Annotated in this window: 3 protein-coding genes; all 3 read left to right on the top strand. The window is 40.2% G+C overall.

Translation table 11 applies throughout. The features are described 5' to 3' along the window. The first annotated feature begins 427 nt into the window (after window positions 1-427). Window positions 428-1,825: an anthranilate synthase component I family protein gene (locus IM793_RS24610; protein ID WP_193426148.1), complete on the top strand. Its 1,398-nt coding sequence runs from the start codon at window positions 428-430 to the stop codon at window positions 1,823-1,825. A gap of 54 nt (window positions 1,826-1,879) precedes the next feature. After that, complete coding sequence (locus IM793_RS24615; RefSeq protein ID WP_193426150.1) at window positions 1,880-2,491, top strand: aminodeoxychorismate/anthranilate synthase component II; 612 nt, start codon at window positions 1,880-1,882, stop codon at window positions 2,489-2,491. Window positions 2,492-2,609: 118 nt separating this feature from the next. Further along, the gene (gene trpC, locus IM793_RS24620) at window positions 2,610-3,392 is read left to right on the top strand and encodes an indole-3-glycerol phosphate synthase TrpC (RefSeq protein ID WP_193426152.1); all 783 of its coding nucleotides are present in this window, start codon (window positions 2,610-2,612) and stop codon (window positions 3,390-3,392) included. The last annotated feature ends 124 nt before the right edge of the window (window positions 3,393-3,516 follow it).

A 3,516-nucleotide genomic window follows, 5' to 3' on the forward strand; every position in this document is an offset into this window, starting at 1 on the left:
TAGATCTCTCTCCCGACTTAACGTCGGGACTGCGCTCCAGTCGAGATGACGATCGTTTATTAAAACGTGAAGAGTAAACCTTTGCGTCCTATGTGCCTCCCTTAGCACACTTCGAGTTTAAAATTACAATATTCAAAAGTATTATTCTCTCAAGAAAATTAACCTTTCGCTCAATTATTTTCATAAATATTTCGGTTTTTCAAAATTCTTTATATTTTTGTAACTCATGATCAACAATATACATACATGGCTTTGGCAAAGTAATTCGAACGAATTGCGCTGGCTGCGTATGAACAAAATATAGTTTATCAACCTAAACCTTATTAAAGAACCATTAAAGCCCGGCGTAGAACCACACGCCGGGCTTTTTATTGTTGAAAAAATACGAGAATGCAAACCATAAGCCTTACACCATTTTACCTTTATCATGTATAAAATAAATACGACCTACAAAAAAATGCTTGCCGATACCACTACGCCAGTGAGCATTTATTTACGCTTACGTGATGTGTATCCGAACAGCATCTTGTTGGAAAGTTCAGATTACCACAGTAGAGAAAACTCCATGAGTTTTGTTTGTGCCGATCCTGTTGCCGGAATTATCTTAAAGGGATCACGGTTGGAAACCTATTTCCCCGATGGAGCAGTAGAAATTACTGAGAGTGAAAATCTGATTGATGAAATAGCTGATTTTAAGGATAAGTTTAAGGAAACTGAACTGCCCGAAATCAAGTTTATCTCGAGCGGATTATTCGGTTATTTTACCTGGAACGCCGTACAGCATTTTGAAGATATCAAGTTTACTTCCGCAACACCTGAAGGTGAAGAGATTCCGGAGATGCAGTACCACTTGTACCGTTATATCATCGCCATCGATCACTTCAAAAACGAAATTACGCTGTTCAAAAATACTTTCGAAGGAGAAGAAGAAGGTGGACTTGAAAGGATGGAATACCTGATCCAGAATAAAAATTATCCCGAATATAAGTTTCAACTGCGTGGTGAGGAAAGTTCGAATTTAACCGATCAGGGTTTTATGGATTTGGTAGAGAAACTTCAAAAGCACATTTACCGGGGTGATGTTTTTCAGATCGTTCCTTCAAGAGCATTTAAACAAGCATTTTCTGGCGATGAATTTAATGTGTACCGTTGCCTGCGTTCGATAAACCCATCGCCTTACCTGTTTTACTTTGATTACGGTAATTTTAAATTATTCGGCTCTTCACCGGAGGCACAGATTACCATCAAAAACAATTCAGCCAATATTTTCCCCATTGCAGGAACCTTTAAACGTAGCGGAAACGATATTGAAGATGCGGAACAGGCCCGAAAATTAGAGCAAGACCCGAAAGAAAGCGCCGAACATGTAATGCTGGTTGATTTGGCCAGAAACGATTTAAGCCGACACTGTAACCGCGTTGAAGTAAAATCTTTTAAAGAAGTGCAGTACTATTCGCACCTGATCCACCTGGTGAGTAAAGTAAGTGGTCATTTGCAGGAAAATGTAAGTGCTTTTAAAGTCGTTGCCGACACCTATCCGGCAGGAACTTTAAGTGGTGCGCCAAAATACAAAGCCATGCAGCTGATTGATGAAAACGAAAAACTGGGCAGGAATTTTTATGCCGGTGCCATTGGTTTTATGGGTTTCAATGATGATTTTAACCACGCCATCATGATCAGGACGTTTATGAGCAAAAATAATGAACTGCATTACCGTGCAGGGGCTGGTATTGTAGCCGATTCTATCCCTGAAAATGAGATGCAGGAAGTAAATAATAAAATTGCCGCATTGCGCAAAGCATTGCAGATGGCAGAGGGGATTTAGTGAAGATGTAAAATGGATGATGAGATGGATGATGTAAATAAGGAGAAAAATTCAATGGAAAAAAATATAAATAATACTCCCCCTTCAGGGGGCAAGGGGGTGGTCTTGGTTATTGATAACTACGACAGTTTTACCTACAATCTTGTGCATTTAATTAACGAAGTAGGTTACGAAGCCGAAGTTTGGAGAAACGACAAATTCGAGCTGGCCGATGTAGAAAAGTATGACAAAATTTTACTTTCGCCGGGTCCGGGTATTCCGGAAGAGGCGGGCTTGTTATTGGATGTAATCAAAACCTATGCGCCAACTAAAAGTATTTTTGGCGTATGTTTAGGTCAACAGGCCATTGCCGAAGTTTTTGGGGGCACTTTATTGAACTTAGGCAGGCCCATGCACGGAATAGCTACACCGATAACCGTTGTAGATGGCGATGAGCCTTTATTTTGGGAATGCCCGCAAACTATAAATGTTGGTCGCTACCACAGTTGGGTAGTGAGTAAAGATAATTTTCCTTCATGTTTAAAAATTACGGCCAGAGATCATAAAAACGAAATCATGGCGTTAAGACATGAGACATTTGATGTACGCGGGGTACAGTTTCATCCCGAAAGTGTATTAACGGAGCATGGCAAACAGATGATGGAAAATTGGTTAACGACCCCCTAGCCCCCTGAAGGGGAATTAAGGGCAGATTGGAAATAGCCAGTTGGAATTAAATTAAAATTAATCTATGCAGAATAACATGAACGATGGAAAGTCAAAGTCCCCTTCAGGGGATTTAGGGGTGAACATATTAGATAAAATCGTATTACGTAAGAAAGAAGAAATTGCTGCTGCAAAAGCTTTGATTTCTGTTCAGGATTTAGAAAATTCGTTGCATTTTAACCGACCGCCTTATTCTTTTAAGGAGTTTCTATTGGCTGAAGACCGTACGGGGATTATTGCAGAGTTTAAGCGCCGCTCACCATCAAAAGGTTTAATTAACGGAATTGCCGATGTTGCAGAGGTAACACAGGCCTACAATGCTGCAGGTGCATCTGCACTTTCTGTATTAACGGATGTAGATTTTTTTGGTGGTAAAACAGATGATATTCTGGCTGCCCGGGCGGCAAACAGTATCCCTATCCTAAGAAAGGATTTTATGATTGATGAATACCAGATTCTGGAAGCAAAAGCCTGGGGTGCTGATATTATTCTGCTGATCGCTTCAATTTTAACCCCTCAGCAAATCAATGATTTTGGAAAATTTGCCAAAGGCTTAGGCTTAAATGTGCTTTTAGAAGTGCATAACCTGGAAGAGTTGGAGCGAAGCATTTGCCCGAACCTGGATGCTATTGGTGTAAATAATAGAAACCTTACCGACTTTACGGTCGATATCCAGACCTCTTTCGATCTGGTGAACAAAATCCCGGATGAGTTTTTAAAGATCTCAGAAAGCGCCATCAGTAATCCGCAAACCATTAAGGAATTAAAAGCAGCAGGTTTTAATGGTTTTTTGATCGGTGAGAATTTTATGAAAACGGATAATCCAGGTGTCGCGATAAAGGAATTTGTAGCACAAATATAGTTCTCGTTAAACCTCGCAGGTTTTGGAAAGCTGCGAGGTTTATATTGCACTTTGCCTCTAAACTAAGCACTCCAGTCTTTTGTTAAATAAACCTGATAAAGCGGAAAACCCACAGCGAGTTACG

This window comes from Pedobacter sp. MR2016-19, from assembly GCF_014947265.1.
GTDB lineage: Bacteria > Bacteroidota > Bacteroidia > Sphingobacteriales > Sphingobacteriaceae > Pedobacter.